This is a genomic window from Neisseria sp. HMSC073G10 (assembly GCF_001812605.1).
GTDB lineage: Bacteria > Pseudomonadota > Gammaproteobacteria > Burkholderiales > Neisseriaceae > Neisseria > Neisseria subflava_A.
On the sequence record NZ_KV809528.1, the window covers coordinates 110094 to 132579 of the forward strand.

The window sequence follows — 22486 nt, forward strand, 5'->3', positions numbered from 1 at the left end:
GGCAGGGAGGCCGTCTGAAAGTTTTCAGGTAGCCTGAACCCCAAATTTTTAACCGTTTCAAACCGAGAGAAACTGATGAAAGCTCAATGCCTGTGCGGCGCAGTATCACTGGAAACCGCCGAAAACCGCGAACTCCACGCCTGCCATTGCGGGAAATGCCGCACATGGGGCAGCGGCGCGTCTTTTACTTTGGCCGCCCGGTCGCCCGAAATCACAGGCAGCGAGCACATCGCGCATTATCAGTCGTCCGAATGGGCGCAACGCTGTTTTTGCAAACACTGCGGCACACACCTGTTTGTGCAGGTTGGCAACGATTATTACATCAACGCCGGGCTGTTTGCCGACAACGCGGGCTTTGAAACTACCTCACAAATCTTTATTGATTGTAAAGCTCCGTATTATGACTTGGCCAACGATACCCCGAAGCTGACCGAAGCCGAGTTTTTAGAAATGGTGGGCGCGGCAGGTTAAAAAAACCGCTTTCAGACGGCCTGTAAACAGAACAATCCGAAAAGAGCATCCGAAAATGGCTAATTTAGTAAAAACCTTCCTGCTGGGCGAATTGGTGAAAGGCATGGGCGTAACGCTCAAAAACTTCTTCGCCCGCAAAGACACGATTTACTTCCCCGAAGAAAAAACGCCGCAATCCGTGCGTTTCCGCGGCCTGCACGCGCAACGCCGTTATCCGAACGGCGAAGAGCGCTGTATTGCGTGTAAATTGTGTGAGGCAGTTTGTCCGGCAATGGCGATTAACATTGAATCGGAAGAACGCGAAGACGGCACCCGCCGCACCAAGCGTTACGACATCGACCTGACCAAGTGCATCTTCTGCGGTTTCTGCGAAGAGGCCTGCCCGACTGATGCGATTGTGGAAACCCATATTTTTGAATACCACGGCGAGAAAAAAGGCGACTTGCACATGACCAAGCCGATTCTTTTGGCCATTGGCGACAAATACGAACCCGAAATCGCCAAACGCAAAGCCGCTGACGCGCCGTATCGTTAAGGAGCAGACGAATGACTTTTTCCGCGATTCTGTTCTATATCCTTGCCGCCATCGTTTTGTACGGTGCGGTTCGTACCGTTACTGCTAAAAACCCCGTGCATGCCGCTTTGCATCTGGTGCTGACCTTCTGCGGAAGCGCGATGATTTGGATGCTGATGCAGGCCGAATTCTTGGGTGTGACGCTGGTGGTGGTTTACGTCGGCGCCGTGATGGTGTTGTTCCTGTTCGTCGTGATGATGCTGAATATCGACATCGAAGCCATGCGCGCCGGTTTCTGGCGTCATGCGCCTGTTGCCGGCGTGGTCGGCACATTGTTGGCGGTTGCCCTGATCCTGATTTTGGTCAACCCGAAAACCGACCTGGCCGCATTTGGTCTGATGAAAGACATTCCGGCCGATTACAACAATATCCGCGATTTGGGCAGCCGTATTTATACCGACTACCTGTTGCCGTTTGAGTTGGCGGCGGTATTGCTGCTGTTGGGTATGGTGGCTGCGATTGCTCTGGTTCACCGCAAAACTTTCAATCCGAAACGTATGGACCCTGCAGACCAAGTTAAAGTACGCGCTGATCAAGGCCGTATGCGCTTGGTGAAAATGGAAGCGGTCAAACCGCAAGTCGAATCTGCCGAAGAAAGCGAAGTTTCAGACGGCCTCAAGCCGGAAGGGGAGGGCAAAGCATGATTACCTTGACGCATTATCTGGTATTGGGTGCGCTCCTGTTCGGTATCAGCGCAATGGGTATCTTTATGAACCGCAAAAACGTGCTGGTATTGCTGATGTCCATCGAGCTGATGCTCTTGGCGGTGAACTTCAACTTTATCGCCTTCTCCCAATATTTGGGTGATACTGCCGGACAGATTTTCGTATTCTTCGTACTGACCGTTGCCGCTGCCGAATCCGCCATCGGTTTGGCGATTATGGTATTGGTGTACCGTAACAGAAAAACAATCAACGTTGCCGATTTGGATGAGTTGAAAGGGTAATCATGAACGACATGACTTTATATTTGGTAATTGCCCTTGTGCCTTTGGCAGGCTCACTGATTGCAGGTTTGTTCGGCAATAAAATCGGACGTGCCGGCGCGCATACCGTAACAATACTCGGTGTGGCGGTGTCTGCCGTGCTGTCGGCTTATGTGCTGTGGGGATTCCTCAATGGCAGCCGTACCAAGTTTGACGAGAACGTTTATACCTGGCTGACAATGGGCGGCTTGGATTTCTCCGTCGGCTTCTTGGTCGATACGATGACGGCGATGATGATGGTCGTGGTAACGGGCGTGTCGTTGATGGTGCATATCTATACCATCGGCTATATGCACGATGAAAAAGTCGGCTACCAACGCTTCTTCAGCTATATTTCTTTGTTTACTTTCAGCATGTTGATGCTGATTATGAGCAACAATTTCATCCAGCTCTTCTTCGGCTGGGAGGCTGTGGGTTTGGTGTCGTACCTTTTGATCGGTTTCTATTTCAAACGTCCAAGCGCAACATTTGCCAACCTGAAAGCCTTTTTGATCAACCGTGTCGGCGACTTCGGCTTTTTGCTCGGTATCGGCTTGGTACTTGCCTATTTCGGCGGTAGCTTGCGCTATCAAGATGTATTCGCTTATCTGCCCAACGTACAAAATGCCACCATCCAGCTTTTCCCCGGTGTGGAATGGTCTTTGATTACTGTAACCTGTTTGCTCCTGTTTGTGGGTGCGATGGGTAAATCGGCGCAATTCCCGCTGCACGTTTGGCTGCCTGATTCAATGGAAGGCCCGACACCGATTTCCGCGTTGATTCACGCCGCAACCATGGTTACCGCCGGTCTGTTCATGGTATCGCGTATGTCGCCGATTTATGAGATGAGCAGCACTGCGCTGTCAGTCATCATGGTAATCGGTGCGATTACTGCCCTGTTTATGGGTTTCTTGGGCGTGATTCAAAACGACATCAAACGTGTGGTTGCGTATTCCACCTTGTCTCAACTGGGCTATATGACCGTGGCTCTGGGCGCGTCTGCCTATTCCGTGGCGATGTTCCATGTGATGACCCACGCTTTCTTTAAAGCCTTGTTGTTCTTGGCCGCAGGTAGCGCGATTATCGGTATGCACCATGACCAAGATATGCGCCATATGGGCAACCTGAAAAAATACATGCCGATTACTTGGCTGACCATGCTGATCGGTAACTTGTCGCTGATCGGTACGCCGTTCTTCTCCGGCTTCTATTCCAAAGATTCGATTATCGAAGCAGCGAAATACAGCACCCTGCCGGGCAGCGGCTTTGCCTATTTTGCCGTCCTCGCCAGCGTGTTCGTTACCGCATTTTACGCGTTCCGCCAATACTTTATGGTGTTCCACGGCGAAGAGAAATGGCGCAGCCTGCCTGAACATCATGACGATCATCATGGCGAAGAGCATCACGGCTTGGGCAAAAATGACAATCCGCACGAAAGCCCGCTGGTTGTTACCCTGCCTTTGATTTTGCTTGCGATTCCGTCCGTCATCATCGGCTATGTTGCCATCGAGCCTATGCTTTACGGCGATTTCTTCAAAGACGTGATTTTCGTTAATGCCGACGCGCATCCGACCATGCACATCATGAAGGAAGAGTTCCACGGCGCATTGGCAATGGTGTCGCACAGCCTGCATTCGCCCGTACTTTACCTCGCTATCGCAGGCGTATTGAGCGCATGGCTCTTGTACGTCAAACTGCCGCATCTGCCTGCGAAAATTGCACAGGCGTTCCGTCCGGTTTACGTTTTGTTTGAAAACAAATACTACCTCGACGCCCTGTATTTCAACGTCTTCGCTAAAGGCACGCGCGCATTGGGTACTTTCTTCTGGAAAGTCGGCGATACCGCCATTATCGACAACGGTATCGTCAACGGCTCTGCCAAACTGGTCGGCGCGATTGCCGCGCAGGTACGCAAAGTCCAAACTGGCTTTATCTACACCTACGCCGCCGCTATGGTATTCGGCGTATTGGTACTGCTCGGCATGACCTTCTGGGGATTGTTCCGATAAAAGCGGGATTTCAGACGGCCTATCTATAGTTTGTGTGTATAGGGGCCGTCTAAAAAAGAAAATTTGAGCAACAATGATTGAAGACAAATTACCGCAAACCCTGGACGAAGTCCGCGAAGCCATTGATGGTTTGGACAAGGGATTAATCGAATTACTCGCCCGTCGGCAGAAATTGGTACGGCAGGCTGGTCGTCTGAAACCTAAAAACGATGTGCGGGCGGTTTCCGCGCCTGAACGGGTGGCTCAAGTGATTACCTCGCGCCGCGCTTATGCCGAAAAGGCCGGTTTGTCGCCCGAAGTAGCAGAAGCAGTTTGGCGCAGCATGATTGATGCGTTCATTAAACTTGAGATGGACACCAACCGTACCGATGGAGCGTAGTCAAAATCTTCGGATAATGGTTTTGACAAGAAAAATATGGAAGAGGCCGTCTGAAAAGAAGGTTTTAGGCGGTTATGGAATAAAAGAATGACGGTAGATATACGTTTTTCTTGATTTTGCCATATACAAAATACACAATCTTTTTCAGACGGCCTCCTGAAATGGTGTCTGAAAACCAACCCATACAACTATATTTTTTATTTTAACCACAGGTTAACCACTATGTTTTCCAACTACCTACTCAGCTTGGCAATATGGATACCCATCGCCGCAGGTGTGCTGGTTCTGGCGACCGGTAAGGACAGCCGTGCGCCGCTGGCGCGTGTGCTTGCCTTCATGGGTGCGCTTGCCGGTTTCTTGGTAACGCTGCCCCTGTTTACCGGTTTCGACCGTTTGAGCGGCGGCTATCAGTTTACCGAGTTCCACGAGTGGATTCCGCTGCTGAAAATCAACTACGCATTGGGCGTGGACGGTATTTCAGTGCTCTTTATCATCTTGAATGCGTTTATTACGCTGTTGGTGGTATTGGCCGGTTGGGAAGTCATTCAGAAACGTCCGGCGCAGTATATGGCGGCATTCCTGATCATGTCGGGTTTGATTAACGGCGCGTTTGCCGCGCAGGATGCGATTCTGTTTTATGTGTTCTTCGAGGGTATGCTGATTCCGCTGTACCTGATTATCGGTGTATGGGGTGGCCCGCGTCGCGTCTATGCGTCGGTCAAGCTGTTCCTCTATACGCTGATGGGTTCGCTCTTGATGCTGGTTGCCATGGTTTACCTGTACTATCAAACAGGCAGCTTCTCTATTGTCGATTTCCAAAACATCAAACAGATTCCGTTGGGCGTACAGCAGCTTTTGTTTGTGGCATTCTTCCTGTCATTTGCCGTAAAAGTGCCGATGTTCCCTGTGCACACTTGGTTGCCGGATGCCCACGTTGAAGCGCCGACCGGCGGTTCGATGGTGTTGGCGGCAATTACGCTGAAACTGGGTGCGTATGGTTTCTTGCGCTTTATCCTGCCGATTATGCCGGACGCGGCACGCTATTTTGCCCCTGTGATCATCGTATTGAGCCTGATTGCCGTGATTTACATCGGTATGGTGGCTTTGGTGCAAACCGATATGAAAAAACTGGTGGCGTACTCTTCCATCAGCCATATGGGTTTTGTCACTTTAGGTATGTTCCTGTTTGTGAACGGTCAATTGAATGACTGGGCATTGAAAGGCGCAATCATTCAAATGATTTCCCACGGTTTTGTGTCTGCCGCGATGTTTATGTGTATCGGCGTGATGTACGACCGCCTGCATACCCGCAATATTGCCGATTATGGCGGCGTGGTCAATGTGATGCCTAAGTTTGCGGCGTTTATGATGTTGTTCGGTATGGCCAATGCCGGTCTGCCTGCAACTTCCGGCTTCGTGGGCGAGTTTATGGTGATTATGGGCGCGGTTAAAGTGAATTTCTGGGTAGGTGCGTTGGCCGCCATGACCTTGATTTACGGTGCGTCTTATACCCTGTGGATGTACAAACGCGTTATTTTTGGTGCGATCCACAATCCGCACGTTGCCGAAATGAAAGACATCAATTGCCGCGAATTTGCGATTTTGGCGATTCTGGCGGTTGCTGTATTGGGCATGGGTCTGTATCCGCAAGCGTTTATCGAAGTGGTGCATCAAGCGGCAAACGATTTGATTGCCCATGTGGCACAAAGCAAGATTTGAGGTGTGTAAATGAACTGGTCTGATTTGAATTTAATGCCCGCCATGCCCGAAATCGTGCTGCTTGCGCTATTGGGTGTCGTATTGCTGGCAGACTTGTGGATTTGCGATAAAAACCGCTATCTGACCCATCTGATGAGTTTGGGAACAGTCATTATTGTGGCCGTCACCCAATTGGCGGTATGGGAGCAGGGCAGTGTCGATGCCTTTCACGGTATGTATATTGCAGACGGCATGTCCCGTTTGGCAAAACTGGTGCTGTATGCGCTAACGTTTGGTCTGTTTATTTACAGTAAACCGTACAACCAAGACCGCCAAATCTTCAAAGGCGAGTTTTATACCCTGTCGCTGTTTGCCCTGTTGGGTATGAGCGTCATGGTCAGCTCGGCACATTTCCTTACTGCGTATATCGGTTTGGAATTGTTGTCTTTGTCACTGTACGCCATGATTGCCCTGCGTCGCGATTCCGGTCGTTCTGCCGAGGCTGCGCTGAAATACTTCGTATTGGGCGCGTTGGCTTCTGGCCTGCTGCTCTATGGTATTTCCATGGTTTACGGTGCTACCGGTTCCCTCGATTTTGCTTCTGTCTTGGCTTCTGCTTTCAATGAGCAGGCCAACGAGTGGTTGTTGAAATTGGGTATGGTGTTTATTGTAGTCGCCATTGCATTTAAATTGGGTGCGGTTCCATTCCATATGTGGGTGCCCGATGTGTACGATGGCGCGCCGACCTCTGTTACCGCCTTTGTGGGTACGGCTCCGAAAATTGCCGCTGTTGTCTTTGCGTTCCGTATCCTTGTTACCGGTATGGGTACCATACATTCAGACTGGGCGCCGATGTTGGCTATCCTTGCCGTTGCTTCTTTGGTGGTCGGTAACCTTGCCGCCATCATGCAAACCAATATCAAACGTATGCTCGCCTACTCCACCGTATCGCACATGGGCTTTATCTTGTTGGCGTTTATGGCAGGCGCAGTCGGCTTTACCGCAGGCCTGTATTACGCCATTACCTATGCTTTGATGGCGGCAGTCAGCTTCGGCGTTTTGATGGTATTGTCCACCAAAGACATTGAGTGTGAAGACATCAAAGACCTCGCAGGCCTTAACCAACGCCATGCATGGTTCGCCTTCCTGATGTTGCTGTCTATGTTCTCCATGGCGGGTATTCCGCCGCTGATGGGTTTTTACGCCAAATTCGGCGTGATTATGGCACTCTTGAAACAAGGCCATGTTTGGTTGTCCGTATTTGCCGTCATCATGTCGCTGATTGGCGCGTTCTACTACCTGCGCGTGGTCAAAGTCATCTACTTCGATGCGCCTGATCATGACCAGCCAGTCGGCAGTAACTATGCCGCCAAATTTGTCCTGACGGTCAATGCCTTCCTGCTGCTCCTCTGGGGTATCATGCCGCAAACCGTTATCGACTGGTGTGCCAAAGCATTGGAAAATACCTTGTAAGCTTCAAACAAAACCAACGGCGGCTGTTCCAAAGTCGCCGTTTTTGTTAGGATTCGCATTCGGATGAAATATACCCAAAGTTCAGACGGCCTCAAGCCTTTGAACAATCATCAAGCAGGTATCATCAAGATATTGAATATCCCACGGATAATGATGGGCAAGAATGCCCATTTAACATGTTAAAATCACACGCAGGCCGTCTGAAAACAGAAAGACCATCATGACCGCATCCATGTACATTCTTTTGCTGTTGGCACTTATCTTTGCCAACGCACCATTTATTACCACCAAATTCTTCGGCATCATCGCCCTGAAACGCAAACACATCGGCCATCACTTGATCGAATTGTTGGCAGGCTTCCTTCTTACCGCGATTCTCGCCTATATCCTCGAATCGCGCGCCGGAGCCGTACATGCCCAAGATTGGGAGTTTTATGCGACCGTTGTCTGCCTCTACCTGATTTTTGCCTTCCCATGCTTCGTATGGCGTTACTTTTGGAATGAGCGGAATAGAGAGTAGGATTTGAATAAGGAAAAGGCCGTCTGAAAGATTTTCAGACGGCCTTTATTTTGTTTGATGTTAAATATCGGTTAGAAAACAAGGCTGTTGGGGCGTAAAGCCTTGTCGTGGGGGCGGTTTAACGGTACTATTCTCGGTTAATCCTGTTTTATTCCTATGAAATTGAAAGTATAAGATGATTAATGATATTCAAAAGACAGCTGAAGGCAAAATGCAGCGTTCTCTGGAAGTGTTGAAAGAAAACTTGGCTAAAGTGCGTACCGGCCGTGCGCATACCGGCCTGCTCGACCAAGTGGAAGTGGAATACTGGGGCAGCATGGTGCCTGTGAGCCAAGTGGCAAACGTAACGCTTTTGGATGCGCGTACGATCGGTGTGAAACCGTTCGAGAGCAATATGGCTGCAAAAGTCGAGAAAGCGATTCGTGATTCCAACTTGGGCCTGAACCCTGCTTCTGTCGGTGATTTGATTCGTGTCCCTATGCCTATGTTGACTGAGGAACGCCGTAAAGATTTGATCAAAGTGGTACGCGGCGAGGCGGAAGAAGGCCGTGTTTCTATCCGCAATGTGCGCCGTGATGCAAACGACCATATCAAGAAATTGTTGAAAGACAAAGAAATTTCTGAAGATGAAGCCCGCCGTGGCGAGGAAGCGGTTCAGAAGTTGACCGACAAATATATTGCTGAGGCAGACAAGCTCTTGGCTGCCAAAGAAGAAGATTTGATGGCGATTTAATCCTGTGTGCAAACCGTTCAGACGGCCTTTGGACGGTTTGCTCCCTGAAAGGCAGACATGAAAAGCAGTACGCAGACGATTTTGGAACACTCTGCCATCCCCCGACATATTGCTGTGATTATGGACGGCAACGGACGTTGGGCAAAGAAGCGTTTTCTTCCCCGTGTGATGGGGCATAAGCGCGGCTTGGATGCGCTGGAGAACATGGTGAAGCATTGTGCTGAACTGGGTGTGCGGTATTTGACCGTGTTTGCTTTTTCGACTGAAAACTGGCGACGCCCCGAGGAAGAGGTTTCTTTTCTGATGGGGCTGTTTTTGCAGGCTTTGCAAAAGCAGGTGCGCCGTTTGCACGATAACAATATGCGCTTGAGAGTCATCGGCAGCCGTGAGCGGTTTAATGCTGAGATCCTGAAGGGGATTGAGGCGGCAGAGACGTTGACGGCAAACAATACCGGCTTGACTTTGAGCATTGCCGCCGATTATGGCGGCCGCTGGGATATTTTGCAGGCGGCAAATCAGTTGATTGCCGAGGGTGTAACTGAGATTACGGAAGAGGCGTTGTCGCGCTATTTGATGTTGGGCGATGCACCCGAGCCGGATTTGTTTATCCGAACCGGCGGCGAGACGCGCATCAGTAATTTCCTGCTGTGGCAGATGGCGTATGCGGAATTGTATTTTACGGATACGCTGTGGCCTGATTTTAATGAGAAATCGCTGAACGAGGCGATTGCTTCGTTCCAAAAACGGGAACGCCGCTTCGGGCGGACTTCCGAACAGCTGCCGCTTGAGCAGCAACGGGGTTGAGAATTATGTTGAGACAACGGATTTTAACGGCGCTGTGGCTCTTGCCGCTGATGCTGGGTATGCTGTTTTATGCACCTATGTGGCTGTGGGCGGCGTTTTGCGGCCTGATTGCCATGTTGGTTTTGTGGGAATATGCCCGCATGAGCGGCTTGGACAAGCTGAAAATCAATCATTATTTGGCTTCAACGCTGGTGTTTGGTGTGATTGCCTATGCCGGCGGTTGGCAGCTGCCCAATTTGGTTTGGTGTGTCGTATTAGCGTTTTGGCTGATTGTCATGCCTTGGTGGCTGAAAGCGAAATGGAAGCTAAACGGTGGCTGGCAGGCTTACACGGTCGGTTGGTTGTTGGTGATGCCGTTTTGGTTCGCACTGGTTTACCTGCGCCCTCAGCCTGAAGACGCGCTGTCTTTATTGGCGATTATGGGCTTGGTGTGGGTGGCCGATATTGGCGCGTATTTCTGCGGCAAGTCGTTTGGCAAGCGCAAAATTGCGCCGACCATCAGCCCGGGTAAAAGCTGGGAAGGTGCAATCGGCGGCGCATTGTGCGTTGCCGTGTACATGACCATCGTATGGAAAGCCGGTTGGCTGGCTTTTGAAGCCGGTTGGTTCAAAACGATTTTGATCGGCTTGATCCTGACCGTGGTCAGCGTGTGCGGCGATTTGCTGGAAAGCTGGCTCAAACGTGCGGCCGGTATCAAAGACAGCAGCAATCTGTTGCCGGGACACGGCGGCGTGTTCGACCGTGTGGACAGCCTGATTGCCGTTATCAGCATTTATGCCGCCTTTGTATATTTGTTTTAAACCGCCCGTCTGACGTGGTTGGGGGAGCTGATTATGTCCGAACAAAAACAGATTTCATCTTTATCGATTTTGGGCGTATTGTTGGCACTGGGATTGATGGCTGCGGCGTTTATTTTGGGCGTGCAGTTTAAGAATCTGCGCCAGCCAGGGACGATTACCGTAAAAGGTTTGGCGGAGAAAAACTTCCAATCCGACAGCGCGACGTGGAATACGGGCGTGAACGCGCACGGCGAGAGCTATCAGGAAGTTTTGGATTTGCTGACGGCAAGACGCAAAAAGCTATCTAAGTTTTTGGGCGAGCAAGGCTTTACGGCGGCTGAAATGAAAGTGGGCCTGCCTGAAGTGTCGCGCGTTTTCAATGAAACCCGCGACGAACTCGGCAACGTAACCCGCACGCCCAACGGCTACGATGGCGACCTCAATATTGTGGTCAACACCAAAAAACTGGACAAAATCCAAGCCGCCCAGCGCGCCATTTTGAATTTTCGTGCGCAAAACGAATTCATCCGCTTCGACAATCCTCAATATTTGCTGGGCAATTTGGAAACCATCAAACGCGATTTGATTACGCAGGCGACTGAGGATGCGCAGAAACGCGCGGCCGAATTTGCCAAAACCGGCGGCGGCAAAGTGGGCGCCATGCGTTCTGCTTCGCAAGGCTCGTTCAACATCTATGCCGACACCGGCAGCAGTGAGGACGACGAATACGGCGGTTCTTACGATAAAAGCACCGTCGGCAAACAAGTCCGACTGGTTGTTACCATCGAATACGGCATTGAGTAATTCTTTCAGACGGCCTGTTTAGCCGCGAGGCAAAAGGCCGTCTGAAAATTGGAAACGGCAAAGAAATCTATTTCAAACACAATGAATACCGTTTGCATAGCACACAAAGAACACACCATGACACAACAAGTTCTGACCATATTAGGCAGTACCGGCAGCATAGGCGAAAGCACTTTGGACGTTGTCTCCCGCCATCCCGAGAAATTCCGCGTGTTCGCGCTGGCAGGGCATAGGCAGGTGGACAAGCTGGCGGCGCAATGCAAACAGTTCCATCCGGAATATGCTGTTGTCAGCGATGTCGGCCATGCGGCCGAGCTGGAAAAGAAACTCAAACAAGAAGGCATCAGTACGCAGGTTTTATATGGTTCTCAAGCCCTGATTAACGTAGCTTCTGCCGATGAAGTCAGCGGCGTGATGTGTGCCATTGTCGGTGCGGCTGGTTTGCCGTCGGCTTTGGCCGCTGCTCAAAAGGGCAAAACCATTTATCTGGCAAACAAAGAAACGCTGGTGGTTTCCGGCGCATTGTTTATGGAAACCGCCCGTCAAAACGGCGCCACCGTCTTGCCGATTGACAGCGAACACAACGCCATCTTCCAAGTATTGCCAAGGGATTACACAGGCCGTCTGAATGAGCACGGTATCAATTCGATTATCCTGACCGCATCGGGCGGCCCCTTCCTTAACACCGATTTAAGTACATTTGACAGCATTACGCCCGAGCAGGCGGTCAAGCATCCGAATTGGAGCATGGGTCGCAAAATTTCCGTCGATTCCGCGTCAATGATGAATAAAGGCTTGGAGTTGATTGAGGCGCATTGGCTGTTTAACTGTCCACCGGAAAAACTCGAAGTCGTCATCCATCCGCAATCTGTAATTCACAGCATGGTGCGTTATCGCGATGGTTCGGTATTGGCGCAGTTGGGCAATCCCGATATGCGTACGCCGATTGCTTATTGTTTGGGCCTGCCCGAACGTATCGACTCCGGCGTGGGCGAGCTGGATTTCGGCGCATTGTCCGCATTGACCTTCCAAAAGCCTGACTTTAACCGTTTCCCATGTCTGAAACTTGCCTATCAGGCCATGAATGCAGGCGGCGCCGCGCCTTGCGTGTTGAACGCCGCCAACGAAGTTGCCGTGGCCGCTTTTTTAGATAAACGCATCAAGTTTACCGATATTGTCAAAGTCGTTGCCCACTGCCTTGCCCAAGATTTTTCAGACGGCCGTCATGATATCGAAAGCCTGTTGGCGCAAGACGCGCAAACACGCAGGCAGGCAGAAGCCTTTATCGGCAAACAATAAAGCTTCAATGACAGGCCGTCTGAAACGTCAACCGCTTGGCATTTAGGCAGACAAAATGGAACAACTGCCTTTATAATCGGTTTTCAGACGACCTTATCCGTTGATGATCACACTCCACACAGGGGATTTTTTTTGCAAACCTTTTTAGCCTTTATCGTCGCCATTCTGATTTTGGTCAGCCTGCATGAGTTCGGACACTATATTGTTGCCCGCTGGTGCGGCGTTAAAGTCGTGCGCTTTTCCGTCGGCTTCGGTAAGCCCTTTTTCACCCGAAAACGCGGCGATACCGAGTGGTGTCTTGCCCCGATTCCGCTGGGCGGTTACGTTAAAATGGTCGATACGCGCGAAGGCGAAGTGGCAGAAGCAGATTTGCCCTACGCCTTTGACAAGCAGCATCCAGCCAAACGCATCGCCATTGTCGCCGCCGGCCCTTTGACCAATTTGATTTTAGCCGTTTTGCTTTACGGCTTGAGCTTTTCTTTCGGCGTAACCGAGTTGCGCCCTTATGTCGGCATGGTCGAGCCTGCCAGTATTGCCGCCAAAGCAGGTTTTCAGGCAGACGATAAAATTGTATCGGTCAACGGAATCGCCGTTAAAGACTGGAGCGATGCGCAAACCGAGATGGTGTTGAACCTTGAAGCCGGCCCTGTAAAAGTCGCTGTTCAGACGGCCTCTAATACACAAGCCATCCGCATAATTGATGCCGCCGGCACGCCTGAAGCAGGTAAAGTTGCGAAAAACCAAGGCAACATCGGCCTTTTGCCTTTTAGAATTACTAACCGCATCGGCAAAGTCTTGGCCAATAGTCCGGCCGAAAAAGCAGGTTTGAAGGAAAACGACAAACTGCTGACCGCCGATGGAAAGCCCATCGAAAGCTGGCAGGCATGGACGGAACTCTTCCGCGCCAGCCCCGGTAAACGAATCGAGCTGACTTACGAGCGCGACGGTAAAATACTGGCGACCGCTATTCGACCGGACAGCGTCGAGCAGTCGGCAGGCGTGCTGGTCGGTAGAGCAGGGCTTGCCGCCCAGGCGGATAAAGAGTGGGATAAAACCATCCGCTACCGTTATACGCCTTCCGTTGCCCAAGCCTTTGAATTGGGTTGGAACAAAACCGTCAACTATTCGTGGACGACCCTCAAATTTTTCGGAAAACTGGTTACAGGCAATGCCTCTTTGAACCATATTTCCGGCCCCCTGACCATTGCCGATGTCGCCGGACAATCCGCCAAACTCGGATTGCAGAGCTACCTCGAATTTCTGGCCTTGGTCAGCATCAGCTTAGGCGTGTTGAACCTTTTGCCCGTACCCGTTTTAGACGGTGGACATCTGGTTTTCTATACCGCCGAATGGATACGCGGAAAGCCTTTGAGCGAGCGCATACAGGCAGTCGGCCTGCGCTTCGGACTGGCAGCCATGCTTTTGATGATGGCTGTGGCTTTCTTTAATGACATCAACCGTTTGTTTGGATAATTTATGAAACTGAACCAGATTGCTTCCGCTTTAATGGTATTGAGCCTGTCTCCACTGGCATTGGCTGACTTTACCATTCAGGACATCCGCGTCGAAGGCCTGCAACGCACCGAGCCGAGTACCGTCTTTAACTACCTGCCCGTTAAAGTCGGTGATAATTTCAATGATGCGCGCAGTGAAGAAATCATCAAAAAACTCTACGCAACCGGTTTCTTTGACGACGTACGCGTCGAGACCATGGACAATCAAGTCCTGTTGACCGTGATTGAGCGTCCGACCATCAGCTCGCTCAATATTACCGGCGCGAAAATGCTGCAAAACGATGCCATCAAGAAAAACCTTGAAGCATTTGGTTTGGCGCAATCCCAATACTTCAACCAAGCAACGCTGAATCAAGCCGTTGCCGGTTTGAAAGAAGAGTATTTGAGCCGTGGCAAACAGTCTGTCCAAATCACTCCGACCGTAACCAAACTCGCCCGCAACCGCGTGTCTATTGATATTGCCATCGAAGAGGGCAAATCTACCAAGATTACCGATATTTCATTTGAAGGCAACGAAGTTTATTCCGACCGCCGTCTGATGAAACAAATGTCCCTGAGCGAAGGCGGCATGTGGACTTGGATCACGAAGAGCAACCAGTTCAATGAGCAAAAATTTGCTCAGGACATGGAAAAAATCACCAATTACTACCAAAACAACGGCTACTTCAACTTCCGTATTTTGGATACTGACATCCAAACCAACGAAGACAAAACCAAGCAGACCATTAAAGTAACCGTCAGCGAAGGCGACCGCTTCCGCTGGGGCAATGTACGCATCGAAGGCGATACGCTGGAAGTGCCGAAAGAAGATTTGGAAAAACTGCTGACCATGAAGCCGGGCAAATGGTACGAGCGCGCGCAAATGTCCAATTCGCTCGAAGCCATCCAAAACCGCATGGGTCAGGCAGGTTACGCATTCAGCGAAATCAATGTCCAACCGATTCCAAATGCCGAAACGCATACTGTTGATTTTGTGTTGACCGTTCAACCGGGCCGCAAAATCTATGTGAACGAAATCAACATTACCGGCAACAACAAAACCCGTGACGAAGTCATCCGCCGCGAGTTGCGCCAAATGGAATCGGCGCCTTACGACTCTGCCAAACTGCAACGTTCTAAAGAGCGCGTTGAGTTGTTGGGCTATTTCGATAACGTTCAATTTGATGCGGTTCCTGTGGCCAATACTCCTGACCAAGTTGACCTGAACATGAGTCTGACCGAACGTTCTACCGGCTCGCTCGACTTGAGCGCAGGTTGGGTTCAGGATACCGGTTTGGTGATGTCTGCCGGTGTGGCTCAAGACAACCTGTTCGGTACGGGTAAATCCGTTGCCCTGCGCGCTTCCCGCAGTAAAACCACAGTAAACGGCTCGTTGTCGTTTACCGACCCATACTTCACACCTGACGGCGTAAGCTTGGGCTACGACCTTTATGGTAAGACTTACGACCCGCGTAAAGCTTCTTCCAGCGCGAAACAGTATAAAACCACGACTTTCGGCGGTGGTTTGCGTATTGGTATTCCGGTTACCGAATATGACCGTGTGAACTTCGGTTTGGCCGCTGAGCGTCTGACCGTGAACACCTACAAAGGCGCGCCTAAACGCTATGCCGACTTTATCAACCAATACGGTAAAGGCAACGGCAGCGGCGTGGGTAACTTCAAAGGCTGGTTGTACAAAGGTACCATCGGCTGGGGCCGCAACAAAACCGACAATGCCTTGTGGCCGACCCGCGGTTACCTGACCGGCGTAAATGGCGAAATCGCTTTGCCGGGCAGCGACCTGCAATACTACACCTTGACCCACAACCAAACTTGGTTCTTCCCATTGAGCAAAGATTTCACGCTGATGCTGGGTGGCGAAGTCGGTTATGGCAACGGCTACGGCAAAACCAAAACCATGCCGTTCTTTGAAAACTTCTACGGCGGCGGCTTAGGCTCTGTCCGCGGCTTTGAAAGCGGTACGCTGGGCCCGAAAGTTTATGACGAATACGGTGAGAAAATCAGCTACGGCGGTAACAAAAAAGCCAACGTTTCCGCAGAGTTGCTCTTCCCAATGCCGGGTATTAAAGACTCGCGTACTGTCCGTCTGAGCCTGTTTGCCGATGCGGGCAGCGTGTGGGACGACAAAACCTACAACGACAGCAGCAGCAATTCTTATTACACCAATGGCGCGCTCCAAAACGTGTATGGCGTAGGCACAACGCACAAATCGACATTCAAAAACGAATTGCGTTACTCTGCCGGTGCTGCCGTGACCTGGCTCTCTCCGCTGGGTCCGATGAAGTTCAGTTATGCTTATCCGATTAAGAAAAAAGAAGGCGACGAAATCCAACGCTTCCAATTCCAACTCGGTACGACATTCTGATGATGTTTAGGCCGTCTGAAACCGGGTTTGTCCGTTTCAGACGGCCTCATGGCAGATTGGCGGCAAGCTTATTGCAAACCGCCCGTTTGTTTTCAAGCAAGGATTTTTATCATGAGTAAAATAGCCGACACCCTCCGTGTCCTCGCCGTAGCCCTGCCGGGTTTCGTGCTGTTGCCGCAAGCGGCGGCGGATGGCGTGCAGAAAATCGGTTTTATCAATACCGAGCGCGTTTATCAGGAATCCAAGCAGGCGCAAAACATTCAGATGACTTTGGAAAAAGAGTTCAAAAGCCGTCAAACCGCCTTGCAAAAGCTGCAGCAGGAAGGCGAGGCTTTGGAGCGAAAACTGAGCGGTGACAAGCTCAGCGACAGCCAAAGGGAAGCCGAAACCCAAAAATGGCGCAATCTGGTACAGAAATTCCGCAAGCAGCAGGCCGAGTTGGCTGAAGACTACAACTTGCGCCGCAATGAAGAATTCGCCGCGCTCCAGCAAAATGCCAACCGCGTCATCGTCGATTTAGCCAAACGCGAAGGTTACGACTTCATCTTGCAGGACGTGATTTACGTCAACGGCCGCTACGACATTACCGATAGCGTTATCAAAGCCCTAAATGCTCACTGACCCTGCTCGGCAGCGAATGTAACCATACAGACAAACCTAAGGCCGTCTGAAACCCAAACCGGCATCTTTCAGACGGCCTGACATCTTGACGGCAGATTATCATGACTTCACAAGCATACACCCTGTCCCAAATCGTTTCCCAACTCGGCGGCGAATGGAAAGGCGAAGACATCGCCATTACCGCCGTCCGTCCGTTGGATCAGGCTCAGGCGGAACACATCAGCTTTTTGGCCAATCCGAAATACAAAGCCGAAGTACACGACAGCCAGGCAGGCGCAGTGATTGTGTCGCCGAAAGCCGCAGATGAATTTGCAGGCCGCAACCTGATTGTGGCTGCCGACCCTTATCTTTATTTTGCCAAAGTGGCACGATTGTTCTCGCCGATTGTCAAAGCACAGGGCGGTGTACATCCGACTGCCGTTGTTGAGGCCAGCGCCAAAGTGCCGGCGAGTTGCGAAATCGGCGCGAATGCCTATATCGGCGCGAATGCCGTATTGGGCGAAGGTTGCCGTATTTTGGCCAATGCCGTTGTCCAACATGATTGCACGTTGGGCGATGAAGTCGTGCTGCATCCCAACTCCGTCATCTATTACGGCTGCACTTTGGGCAACCGTGTCGAAATCCACAGCGGCGCAGTCATCGGCGCAGACGGTTTCGGCTTGGCCTTCGCCGGCGATTCATGGTTTAAAATCCCACAAACCGGCGCAGTCACGCTGGGCGATGATGTGGAAATCGGTTCGAACACCAATATCGACCGCGGCGCGATGAGCGATACGACCGTCGGCAACGGTACTAAAATCGACAACCAAGTCCAAATCGGCCACAACTGCAAAATCGGTGCGCACACCGTTATCGCCGCCAAAACCGGCATTTCCGGCAGCGTCACCATCGGCAATTATTGTATTATCGGCGGCGGCGTCGGCACGGTCGGACACATCGAAATCGCCGATAAAACCACCATCGGCGGCGGCACATCCGTTACCCACAGCATTACCGAAAGCGGCCAGCATTTGGCCGGTATTTTCCCGATGTCGGGCTACAAAGACTGGGCGCGCAATGCCGTTTATATCCACCGTTTGAGCGAAATGAACAAACGCCTCAAAACGCTGGAAAAACAGCTTGCCGACAGCGACGAAGCCTAAAGGCGGCGCAAACAGTCCGCGCCCCGCATCCGAATACGTTTAAACCCAATACAAACAAGGAAAGACGAACATCATGGACGTACAACTCCCGATCGAAGCCAAAGACATTCAAAAACTTATCCCACACCGTTATCCGTTTTTGCAACTCGACCGCATTACTGCGTTCGAACCGATGAAAACCCTGACTGCGATTAAAAACGTCACCATGAACGAGCCGCAGTTCCAAGGCCACTTTCCCGACCTGCCCGTGATGCCCGGCGTGTTGATTATCGAAGCCATGGCGCAAGCGTGCGGCACACTCGCCATCCTCAGCGAAGGCGGCCGCAAAGAAAACGAATTCTTCTTCTTCGCCGGTATCGACGACGCCCGTTTCAAACGCCAAGTCATTCCCGGCGACCAACTGGTTTTTGAAGTCGAGTTGTTGACCAACAAACGCGGTATCGGCAAATTCAACGCCGTTGCCAAAGTCGACGGCCAAGTTGCCGTTGAAGCCGTGATTATGTGCGCCAAACGCGTGGTGTAAGAATGGGACAGGCCGTCTGAAAGTTCAGACGGCATCTTGCAGGTAATACCTGTATCAGACAGCAAGGAGACAGCATGACTCTTATCCATCCGACCGCCGTCATCGACCCTAAAGCCGAACTCGACTCCAGCGTCAAAGTCGGCCCATACAGCATCATCGGCCCCAATGTGCAAATCGGTGCGAATACCGAAATCGGCCCGCACGTCGTCATCAACGGCCATACGACCATCGGTGAAAACAACCGCATTTTCCAATTTGCCAGCCTCGGCGAAATTCCGCAGGACAAAAAATACCGCGACGAGCCGACCAAGCTGATTATCGGCAACGGCAACACCATCCGCGAATTTACGACGTTCAACCTCGGCACGGTCACCGGCATCGGCGAAACCCGTATCGGCGACGACAACTGGATTATGGCCTACTGCCACCTTGCCCATGACTGCGTGGTCGGCAGCCATACCATCTTCGCCAACAACGCCTCACTCGCAGGCCACGTTACCATCGGCGACTACGTCGTCTTGGGCGGCTACACGCTGGTGTTCCAGTTCTGCCAAATCGGCGACTACGCCATGACCGCGTTTGCCGCCGGCGTACATAAAGACGTACCGCCGTACTTCATGGCCGCAGGCTACCGCGCCGAACCGGCCGGCCTCAACAGCGAAGGTATGCGCCGCAACGGCTTCACGGCCGAACAGATTGCCTCTGTCAAAGATGCGTATAAAACCATTTACCATCGCGGCATTCCGTTTGAAGAAGCCAAGGCAGATATTCTGAAACGCGCCGAAACCCAAAGTGAATTGGCGGTATTTAAAGAATTTTTTGCACAATCCACACGCGGCATTATCCGTTGATTGATGGATTGAAGGCCGTCTGAAACTTTTTCAGACGGCCTTTGGATTGCAAAAATCCGCGCAGTAGGGCAGGTTTCTTGTCCGTTTGCTACTGATGCCGTCTGAAAACGGGCGGGCAAATGTCCGCACCCAAATCTTTTAGCTTCCGAACCTCAACAACACATGAACCCCAATCCTTCCCCCCTTATCGCCATCAGCGTCGGCGAAGCTTCCGGCGACTTGCTCGGCGCACACTTAATCCGTGCCATTAAGGCGCGTTGCCCGAATGCGCGGTTTACCGGCATCGGTGGCGAGCGCATGAAAGCGGAGGGTTTTGAGAGTTTGTACGATCAGGAAAAGCTGGCGGTACGCGGTTTTGTTGAGGTCATCAAACGCCTGCCGCAGATTTTGAAAATCCGCAAAGGTCTGGTGAGCGATTTAATCCGCCTCAAGCCGGATGTGTTTATCGGCATCGATGCGCCGGACTTCAATCTCGGCGTAGCGGAAAAACTCAAGCAGGCAGGCATTCATACTATTCATTACGTCAGCCCGTCGGTTTGGGCGTGGCGGCGCGAACGGGTCAATAAAATCGTGCATCAGGTCAACCGCGTGTTGTGCCTGTTTCCGATGGAGCCGCAGCTTTATATCGATGCCGGAGGCAAGGCTGAGTTTGTCGGCCATCCGATGGCGCAAACCATGCCGCTGGAAGCGGATAGGGCGGCGGCGCGGCAGAAGCTGGGCGTGCCTGTGGACGTGCCCGTGTTTGCCATATTGCCCGGCAGCCGCGTGAGCGAAATCGATTACATGGCGGCGGTGTTTTTTCAGACGGCCTTATTGCTGCTGAAACGCTATCCGCAGGCACAGTTTTTGCTGCCTGTGGCAACGGCCGCAACGCGCAAACGCATTAGCGAAATTTTGGCGCAGCCCGAGTTTGCCTCTCTTCCCATCACGCTGACCGACAAGCAGTCGGATACGGTTTGCACTGCTGCCGACGTGGTATTGGTCACCAGCGGTACAGCGACTTTGGAAGTGGCCTTGTGCAAGCGGCCTATGGTCATCAGCTACAAAATTTCGCCGCTGACTTATGCGTATGTGAAAAACAAAATCAAAGTGCCGCATGTTGGTTTGCCCAATATTTTGTTGGGTAAAAACGCTGTTCCCGAGTTGCTGCAACATGATGCCGTCCCTGAAAAACTGGCGCAGGCCGTGGCAGACTGGTATGACCGCCCTGAAGCCGTGGCCGCGTTGGAACAGGATTTCCACGCCTTGCATCTGTTGTTGAAAAAAGATACGGCGGCATTAGCGGCGGCAGCAGTATTGGAAGAAGCCGGATTTTCAGACGGCCTTAAAGACAATTAAGGAAAATACATGAATTTATTGGGAGCCTTGGCCAAGGTTGGCAGCCTGACGATGGTGTCGCGCATTTTGGGCTTTGTGCGCGATACGATTATTGCCCGTGCGTTTGGTGCAGGCATGGCGACGGATGCGTTTTTTGTCGCGTTCAAACTGCCCAACCTGCTGCGGCGCGTGTTTGCAGAAGGCGCATTTGCCCAAGCCTTTGTACCGATTTTGGCGGAATACAAAGAAACCCGCTCGCCCGAAGCCACGCAGGCGTTTGTGCGCCATGTGGCCGGTATGTTGTCGTTTGTGCTGGTCATCGTTACTGCGCTGGGCATACTAGCCGCGCCGTGGGTGATTTATGTTTCTGCGCCCGGTTTTGCCAAAGAAGCCGATAAGTTTCAGCTTTCCATCGACCTGCTGCGGGTGACGTTTCCTTATATCTTTTTGATTTCCTTGTCGTCTTTTGTTGGTTCGATACTCAATTCCTATCATAAATTCGGCATTCCCGCCTTTACGCCGACATTTTTGAACATCTCCTTTATTGTCTTTTCCCTGTTCTTCGTACCGTATTTCGATCCGCCTGTTATGGCTTTGGCGTGGGCGGTATTTGTCGGCGGCGTGTTGCAGCTGGTGTTCCAACTGCCTTGGTTGGCGAAACTGGGCTTCTTGAAAATGCCCAAACTCAGCTTTAAAGATGCGGCGGTTAACCGCGTAATGAAACAGATGGCCCCGGCTATTTTGGGCGTGAGCGTGGCGCAGATTTCCTTGGTTATCAACACCATTTTTGCCTCGTTTTTGCAGTCTGGCAGCGTGTCATGGATGTATTACGCCGACCGACTGATGGAATTGCCGACCGGCGTTTTGGGCGTGGCACTTGGTACGATTTTGTTGCCTACCTTGTCCAAACACGCAGCCAGTCAGGATACCGAGCAGTTTTCCGGCCTGCTCGACTGGGGTTTGCGCCTGTGTATGCTGCTGACCCTGCCTGCCGCCGTTGGCCTTGCCGTGTTGTCTTTCCCTCTGGTTACGACCTTGTTCATGTACCGTGAATTTACGCTGCACGATGCGCAAATGACCCAACACGCACTGATTGCCTATTCCTTCGGCTTGATCGGTCTGATTATGATTAAAGTGTTGGCTCCCGGTTTCTACGCCCGCCAAAACATCAAAACCCCCGTTAAGGTCGCTATTTTCACGCTGATTTGCACGCAGTTGATGAACCTTGCCTTCATTTCGCCGCTCAAACACGTCGGTCTGTCCCTCGCTATCGGTTTGGGCGCGTGTCTGAATGCAGGTTTGCTGTTTTTCCTTTTGCGCAAACACGGCATCTACCGCCCCGGTAAAGGATGGGCAGCGTTTTTGGTCAAAATGGTCATCTCTTTGGTCGTCATGGGCGGCGGTTTGTGGCTGGCGCAATATTATCTGCCGTTTGAATGGGTACACGTCGGCGGCTTTAAAAAAGCAGGTCAACTCTGCATCCTGATTGCCTTGGGCGGCGGCCTCTACTTTGTTTCCCTCGCCGCGCTCGGCTTCCGTCCGCACCATTTCCGCAGGGTAGAAAAATAAGCAACTGTAGTGCGTATTGCTTTGGCTTAAAGGCTATTCACTAAAAAGGCCGTCTGAAACATTTTCAGACGGCCTTT

At 51.6% G+C, this 22486-nt stretch carries 22 protein-coding genes; all 22 read left to right on the forward strand.

The genetic code is table 11. From position 1 onward, the window contains the following. The first annotated feature begins 75 nt into the window (after positions 1-75). Positions 76-471 carry a GFA family protein gene (locus tag HMPREF2865_RS06470; RefSeq protein WP_003676990.1) on the forward strand — a complete coding sequence of 132 codons (396 nt, stop codon included), beginning with the start codon at positions 76-78 and terminating at the stop codon, positions 469-471. Positions 472-526: 55 nt separating this feature from the next. Then, entirely contained in the window at positions 527-1006 is a 480-nt protein-coding gene (gene nuoI, locus HMPREF2865_RS06475; protein ID WP_003747878.1) for an NADH-quinone oxidoreductase subunit NuoI, read from the forward strand. A gap of 11 nt (positions 1007-1017) precedes the next feature. Then, positions 1018-1689: an NADH-quinone oxidoreductase subunit J gene (locus tag HMPREF2865_RS06480; RefSeq protein ID WP_070646483.1), complete on the forward strand. Its 672-nt coding sequence runs from the start codon at positions 1018-1020 to the stop codon at positions 1687-1689. Further along, on the forward strand, positions 1686-1991 hold the full coding sequence (nuoK, locus tag HMPREF2865_RS06485; protein ID WP_003747881.1) for an NADH-quinone oxidoreductase subunit NuoK: 306 nt from the start codon (positions 1686-1688) through the stop codon (positions 1989-1991). Before HMPREF2865_RS06480 ends, nuoK begins: the two co-directional genes overlap by 4 nt. A 2-nt stretch (positions 1992-1993) precedes the next feature. Continuing rightward, the gene (nuoL, locus tag HMPREF2865_RS06490) at positions 1994-4018 is read left to right on the forward strand and encodes an NADH-quinone oxidoreductase subunit L (protein WP_070646484.1); all 2025 of its coding nucleotides are present in this window, start codon (positions 1994-1996) and stop codon (positions 4016-4018) included. A 73-nt stretch (positions 4019-4091) separates the two neighbouring features. After that, on the forward strand, positions 4092-4397 hold the full coding sequence (locus HMPREF2865_RS06495) for a chorismate mutase (protein WP_049332987.1): 306 nt from the start codon (positions 4092-4094) through the stop codon (positions 4395-4397). 222 nt (positions 4398-4619) lie between these two features. After that, positions 4620-6116, forward strand: a complete 1497-nt coding sequence (locus tag HMPREF2865_RS06500) for an NADH-quinone oxidoreductase subunit M (RefSeq protein WP_070646485.1) — start codon at positions 4620-4622, stop codon at positions 6114-6116. Between the two features lie 9 nt (positions 6117-6125). Then, a complete protein-coding gene (gene nuoN, locus HMPREF2865_RS06505; protein WP_070646486.1) occupies positions 6126-7568 on the forward strand; it encodes an NADH-quinone oxidoreductase subunit NuoN in 1443 nt (480 codons plus the stop codon). Between the two features lie 220 nt (positions 7569-7788). Beyond that, on the forward strand, positions 7789-8088 hold the full coding sequence (locus tag HMPREF2865_RS06510; RefSeq protein WP_003686671.1) for a DUF2818 family protein: 300 nt from the start codon (positions 7789-7791) through the stop codon (positions 8086-8088). Positions 8089-8263: 175 nt separating this feature from the next. Next, positions 8264-8821 carry a ribosome recycling factor gene (frr, locus tag HMPREF2865_RS06515; protein WP_063068560.1) on the forward strand — a complete coding sequence of 186 codons (558 nt, stop codon included), beginning with the start codon at positions 8264-8266 and terminating at the stop codon, positions 8819-8821. A gap of 57 nt (positions 8822-8878) precedes the next feature. Next, positions 8879-9625 (forward strand): isoprenyl transferase, encoded by a 747-nt coding sequence (locus tag HMPREF2865_RS06520; RefSeq protein ID WP_070646487.1) that lies wholly within the window; start codon positions 8879-8881, stop codon positions 9623-9625. Positions 9626-9630: 5 nt separating this feature from the next. Further along, positions 9631-10425 (forward strand): phosphatidate cytidylyltransferase, encoded by a 795-nt coding sequence (locus HMPREF2865_RS06525; RefSeq protein ID WP_070646488.1) that lies wholly within the window; start codon positions 9631-9633, stop codon positions 10423-10425. Positions 10426-10458: 33 nt separating this feature from the next. Next, positions 10459-11208, forward strand: coding sequence for an SIMPL domain-containing protein (locus HMPREF2865_RS06530; protein WP_003747899.1), 750 nt, complete (start codon positions 10459-10461; stop codon positions 11206-11208). A gap of 117 nt (positions 11209-11325) precedes the next feature. After that, positions 11326-12507, forward strand: a complete 1182-nt coding sequence (gene ispC / locus HMPREF2865_RS06535) for a 1-deoxy-D-xylulose-5-phosphate reductoisomerase (RefSeq protein ID WP_070646573.1) — start codon at positions 11326-11328, stop codon at positions 12505-12507. 132 nt (positions 12508-12639) lie between these two features. Continuing rightward, the gene (rseP, locus tag HMPREF2865_RS06540; RefSeq protein WP_070646489.1) at positions 12640-13980 is read left to right on the forward strand and encodes an RIP metalloprotease RseP; all 1341 of its coding nucleotides are present in this window, start codon (positions 12640-12642) and stop codon (positions 13978-13980) included. Between the two features lie 3 nt (positions 13981-13983). Further along, positions 13984-16386, forward strand: coding sequence for an outer membrane protein assembly factor BamA (bamA, locus tag HMPREF2865_RS06545; protein WP_070646490.1), 2403 nt, complete (start codon positions 13984-13986; stop codon positions 16384-16386). Positions 16387-16497: 111 nt separating this feature from the next. Beyond that, positions 16498-17007, forward strand: coding sequence for an OmpH/Skp family outer membrane protein (locus HMPREF2865_RS06550; protein WP_039864258.1), 510 nt, complete (start codon positions 16498-16500; stop codon positions 17005-17007). Positions 17008-17108: 101 nt separating this feature from the next. Continuing rightward, entirely contained in the window at positions 17109-18149 is a 1041-nt protein-coding gene (gene lpxD / locus HMPREF2865_RS06555) for a UDP-3-O-(3-hydroxymyristoyl)glucosamine N-acyltransferase (protein WP_070646491.1), read from the forward strand. Positions 18150-18222: 73 nt separating this feature from the next. Continuing rightward, positions 18223-18672, forward strand: coding sequence for a 3-hydroxyacyl-ACP dehydratase FabZ (gene fabZ, locus HMPREF2865_RS06560; protein WP_003681704.1), 450 nt, complete (start codon positions 18223-18225; stop codon positions 18670-18672). A 74-nt stretch (positions 18673-18746) separates the two neighbouring features. After that, positions 18747-19523, forward strand: a complete 777-nt coding sequence (gene lpxA, locus HMPREF2865_RS06565; RefSeq protein ID WP_070646492.1) for an acyl-ACP--UDP-N-acetylglucosamine O-acyltransferase — start codon at positions 18747-18749, stop codon at positions 19521-19523. Positions 19524-19685: 162 nt separating this feature from the next. After that, positions 19686-20861, forward strand: coding sequence for a lipid-A-disaccharide synthase (gene lpxB, locus HMPREF2865_RS06570; RefSeq protein ID WP_070646493.1), 1176 nt, complete (start codon positions 19686-19688; stop codon positions 20859-20861). 9 nt (positions 20862-20870) lie between these two features. After that, positions 20871-22409 (forward strand): murein biosynthesis integral membrane protein MurJ, encoded by a 1539-nt coding sequence (murJ, locus tag HMPREF2865_RS06575; protein ID WP_070646494.1) that lies wholly within the window; start codon positions 20871-20873, stop codon positions 22407-22409. Positions 22410-22486 lie beyond the last annotated feature (77 nt).